Raw genomic sequence first — 4,833 nt, 5'->3', positions numbered from 1 at the left:
CCGGCGCCCCGGTCGGTTCCCTCGGTCAGCTCTTCGATCCGACGATCGTCGAGCCGGATCGAGGTCGACCGGCGTTCCTCGGCGAACACCTCGGCGAACCGGCCGCCCGACCGGAGGGCCGTCCGGAGGACGTCGCGGACCACGGCCTCGTCGAGCACGAGGCCGCATGCTAGCACCGGGACCTGTACGGTTCGGTCGTGGCTCGTGGCGGAGGGGGCGACGGGTGGCTGCGGGCCGGCGTGCTCCTCGGAACCTCCGCGGCGATCGTGCTCGCCCTGTACCTCGTCCACCCCCTCCTCTCCGGGTATCGATTCCCGGTCGGGCCCGACGGCCCCGTCTACTCCTGGCTCGCCGCGTGGGCCGCCGACGGCGGGCTCCGAGTGGGACCCGGCGGCGGACCGGGAGTTCCCGCGCTGACGCTCACGCTCGGTGGGGTCCTCGGGGCCGACGCAGCCGGGGCCGTGACGATCCTCGGCCCGGTGCTGGCCACGATCTGCGGGCTCGCCGCCGCGGGGTTGATGGCGACGACGGCCGGAACCGGCCGCTGGGCGGTCGCGGGGGCCATCATCCTCACGGGGGCCTTCACCGCCTACCTGGCCGGCGGCTGGCTGGCGAACGTGACCATGGTTGCGCTGTTCCTGGCCGCACTGGCCGCACTGGCCGTGGTGCAGCGATCCTGGCGAGCGGTGCTCGGCACGGCGGCCCTCCTGGCGGCGGCGGGCCTGGCACACCAGGTGTTCGTGCTGATCGGGCTGGCGATCCTGGTCGGGGTGATCATCCTCCATCTGCCGGCTGCGGCTCGCGAGAGCAGGAGTGGGACACCGCTCGTCGAGACCGCGGCGGCACGGATGGCCGTGGCCACGGTTGGGAGCCTCGGTGGGTGGCTCCTCGGGGCCGCGTGGCTCCCCGACGCGTCCCTCCCCGGCGACACCTCACAGGACGGGTTCTTCCGCCGGGCGGAGCTCCGTTCCCTGCTGCTCGACCGATACCGGGAGCGGTTCCTGGGAGACCTGGGGCGGGCCGCCGTCCCGGTGGCCGCGGGGGTGGGCCTCGGGGTGGCCGGCGTGGAGGACCGGGCGCCGGCGGCGCCGGAGCGGCGGTACCTCATGGCGGTGTGCGGAACGTGGGGAGCGCTGACCGCGCTCGGCATCGTGCTGCTGGCCGTCACCGGCTGGGGACCGCCGAACCGCTTGCTCCAGTTCGCGTTCTTCCTGCCGCTGGTCGCCGCGCTCGGCCTGGCCGCGTTGATCCCGCGAGGAGGCGTGGCCGCCGTGGCCGCCCTGCTGGCCGCCGCCGCGTTCGTGGCCGCCTCGATGGCCGGCTGGTTGCGTCAGTCGCCGGCCGTCAGCGCGGACGAGCTGGCCGAGGTGGCCGCGGCCGGCCGAACCGTGGACTCGGCTCCGCCCGGCACGCCGTTGGTGTTCCTGGTGGACACCCGCGAAGGCGCCGCCGCGTACCACGTGACCCGGGCCGGCAACGTGATCCGCATGGGGATCCCGGCAGAGCGGATCGACGACGTGCGGCTCGCCGTGGGCGCGCCCCAGGACCTGCTGGCCGGCCGGCCCACGCTGACCGGCGACCACGAGCACGACGCCGCGTCGGCCTTCTACCTCCGCGAGGCCCGGCCGGTCCTCGACTCCGCCACCGTGCTCGTCCTGGAGCGGTTCAACGCCGAGGGCTTCGCCGAGGCCCGACAGCTCGGGGACGAGGTGGCCCCGGGCGTGGTGGTCCTGGCCGGCGAGGCCTCGCCGGCCACGTTCGGCCCGCAGCCCGAGGGCGTGGGCCCGTGGGCCCTGATCGGCTGGTCGGCTGCCGCCGTCTTGCTTCTGCTCGCGCTCGGGGGCGGATGGGCCCGGTGGGCCCTGCCGGGCTGCGGCCCGGCCGCCGTGCTCGGCACGGCGCCGTCACTCGGGATCGCCTCGGCGATCCTGGGCACCTTCGTCGCCGATCGGGGAGGGTTGCGACCCGGTGGCACCGGCTCGATGGCGATCGTCGTCCTGCTCGGCGTGGCCGGCTACGTGGCCGCCGCCCGGGCCGGCCGGCGCGGCCACCAGGGCCGGCTCGCCGCCGCCTGAACCTTCGCCCGGCGGAGGCGACTCGTCGAACAGGAGCGGGTCGTCGAACCCATCCGCCGGGGGCATCGCCGTGCGGCGGCGGAGCTCGAGGAGGAGCCGGATCAGCACCAGCAGGATGATCGGGGTGGCTACCCAGTGCAGGCCGAAGACCATGGCCTCCCACACGCGAGGTGCCCGGCTCGGCTCGGCCACGAGCTCGGTGATGGTCAGGGCGACCGAGATCAGAACCGCTCCACCGCGGGCCGGCCGCGGCAAGATCCACGCCATGGGGATCAGCCAGGCGACGTACCAGGGCAGCAGGACCGGGGAGACCAGCAGCGAGGTCAGGCTGGCCCACCCCATCGCCCCGATGACCACCACTGTGTCGAGCCGCTCCCGACTCTTGGCCAGGTGACGGAGGAGCACGACCATGACCCACACGAACGCGAGCGGGAAGGCCAGCCGGACGATCACGGAGACGATGTCGCCGGCGACCTCGCCCCCGACCGCGTTGGCCAGGCCTCGGAGCGTGACCAGCACGAACCGCGACGGCGCCAGCCATCCCTGCCGGCTGGTGAGCTCGAGCGTTCCCAGCGTGGGGTCCTCCGCCTGCATGAACGGGAGCACGAAAGGCACAGCGACCAGGACGCCGACCCCCACGTGCTTCAGGAATTCGCGGGCCCGCTCTCCCTCACGTCGGCGGAACGCGAACCCAGCCGCGGCGACGAACAGCGGCACGGCCGCGGAGATCTTCACCAGGGCCCCGGCGGTGAGCGCCACGGTGGCCAGCAGCTCCCGGCGGAGGAGCACCAGGAGCACGGCCGCCGCAACCGCCAGACCGACCAGGGCATCGTTGTGGCCGCCGGCCACCCCGTGGAACACGATCACCGGGTTCCACCCGATCAGCGCAGCGGCAAAGGCCGTTCGCCCAGGCGCGGCTCGCCGAGCGGCGGCCGCGGTCAGCAGCATCGTCAGCACCCCGGCGATCGCGGCCAGGGCCTTGAACGCGAACACGGTGCTCGCCGGCGATGAGGTGAGGCTGGTCACACCTGCCGAGATCGCGGTGAAGGCCGGCCCGTACACCGACCGGGAGTCGATCCAGTCGACGGAGACCAGCGGGTACACGGGGTCGTCGACGAAGGCGGCGGGGATGACCGTGTACGGGTTCGCCCCGTGCTCCGAGACCATCCGGCCGTAGATCGCATAGCTGTAGACGTCGCGCGACAGGAACAGCGGGATCACCATCGCCAGGAGGTGCAACAGGATCCCGACCACGACCACCCGACGCACGCTGAGATGTCCCCGCCATGCCGCCCCGAGGGCGAAAAGGAACGCTCCGGCGGCCGCGAAGAGCGCGACCGCTCCGAGCACCGCCAGGCCATCACGGGAGAGTGAGTCGAGTCCGAGCAGCCCGGCCGCATCCTCGAGGATCCCCGGCCCTCGAGCCTCCGGGAACAGGGGCGGTGTGAACGGCGAACCGGGCGTGGAGGCCACCAGCCCCACGAGCACGCCGGTGATGAGGACGGCGGTGGTGGCGATCCCGGCCGCACGCTGGCGATCCGGCGCGGGGACATCCATGTCGCCCGAGTCTATGAGGCCCGCGACGTTCGCGCTCCGGCCGTCTCGCTACACTTTCCGTGGAGCCCCCGTAGCTCAGGGGATAGAGCACCGGTTTCCTAAACCGGGTGTCGGAGGTTCGAATCCTCCCGGGGGCACATGTGGCTTGGGGAAAGTAAGCGCCCGCGACCCTGGACGGCAAGCGAGCTGGCTGGGGAGCTTGCGAGGTGAGACTAGTCTTTTGACCTCGACCCAAGGGTCCAGGAATCGCTGTGTCTTTGTCTGCGCGCCCACGTTCGGTCAGAAGGTCGTGCCGCCAGAAGCGTCCAGGGCGAGCCCACGCGACTCGGCCACGATTCTCCTGGCCTTCCGGTACGTTGACTGAGGACGAGTTGGACCGTGTGATTGTTCAGGGTGAGCAGGACCCCTGAAATCAGGAGAACCAACGGATCTGACCTCGGGAACCGCTTCCGTGTCTTGGGCTTCTGGGTCTAGGGGCACATGTGCGCCCATCCCGAGTTCGACGAACCTGTAAGGGATGGGGTCTTTGGCCCTGCTACCCCACCACTGATCTGCTTCGGATAGAACGTTCCATACATCGGCTGCCAAACCGTGAACGTGCCAAACCTGTACCCAGTGGTCGGGTTAAGTGTGCTGCCCGCGCACATCAAGCCTTTCACTACCGAGTTTGGCGAAGTAAATACGCGCTGCCCCGAGATGGGGTCGACATGTGAATAGAAGAAGTAGTAGAGAAGCCCGTAGGCGTCGAGCCCCCTCCCACCACACATGTAAATGAGTTGAAGGAATACCAGTCCGTCGACGGTCCCCTGGTTCAGGACCAGATTCTCTTCCGCAAACTTCGAAAGGCACAGCTGCATCGTCGGCGGAGACACGGTCGCGGATGCCCAACCTGGGGATTTGCAGTTCGCGCACGTGATGTAGATCTTGTCCTCACTGGTCCACCCGTCTAGGCAAGTCCCGAGCTTCAAGCATTCGCCACCCAGCAGCTTGATCTCGGTGATGAGGCTGTCCGTCTTGTTGAAGGCGTCCACGATTGCGTCCCGATAAGCAGCAGTGCAGATTTCGGGATCAGGTGATGGCGGATGGAGCGGACGGCCAAACGCGCCACGCGCCAGGTCTCCAAGTGCAGTCGCGATCCGATTGGTCAGATCTGGTTGTGTCTTGAACGGCATGATGCCATCTCCGTATCGGCGCTACTGAC

2 protein-coding genes and 1 tRNA gene are annotated in these 4,833 nt (G+C 70.3%); 2 read left to right on the top strand and 1 reads right to left on the bottom strand.

The annotated features are described in order from the left end of the window. Nucleotides 1-197: 197 nt before the first annotated feature. Nucleotides 198-2,075 carry a hypothetical protein gene (locus VF468_23415; protein ID HEX5881238.1) on the top strand — a complete coding sequence of 626 codons (1,878 nt, stop codon included), beginning with the start codon at nucleotides 198-200 and terminating at the stop codon, nucleotides 2,073-2,075. A gap of 1,621 nt (nucleotides 2,076-3,696) precedes the next feature. Further along, nucleotides 3,697-3,769: transfer RNA gene (locus VF468_23410), tRNA-Arg, on the top strand. Between the two features lie 333 nt (nucleotides 3,770-4,102). On the opposite strand, the gene VF468_23405 is transcribed toward VF468_23410, so the two are convergent. Then, entirely contained in the window at nucleotides 4,103-4,663 is a 561-nt protein-coding gene (locus VF468_23405; GenBank protein HEX5881237.1) for a hypothetical protein, read from the bottom strand. Nucleotides 4,664-4,833 lie beyond the last annotated feature (170 nt).

Source organism: Actinomycetota bacterium, assembly GCA_036280995.1.
Lineage (GTDB): Bacteria > Actinomycetota > CALGFH01 > CALGFH01 > CALGFH01 > CALGFH01.
Note: the sequence above shows the minus strand (reverse complement) of the source record. Positions and strands in the feature narration are given on the sequence as shown.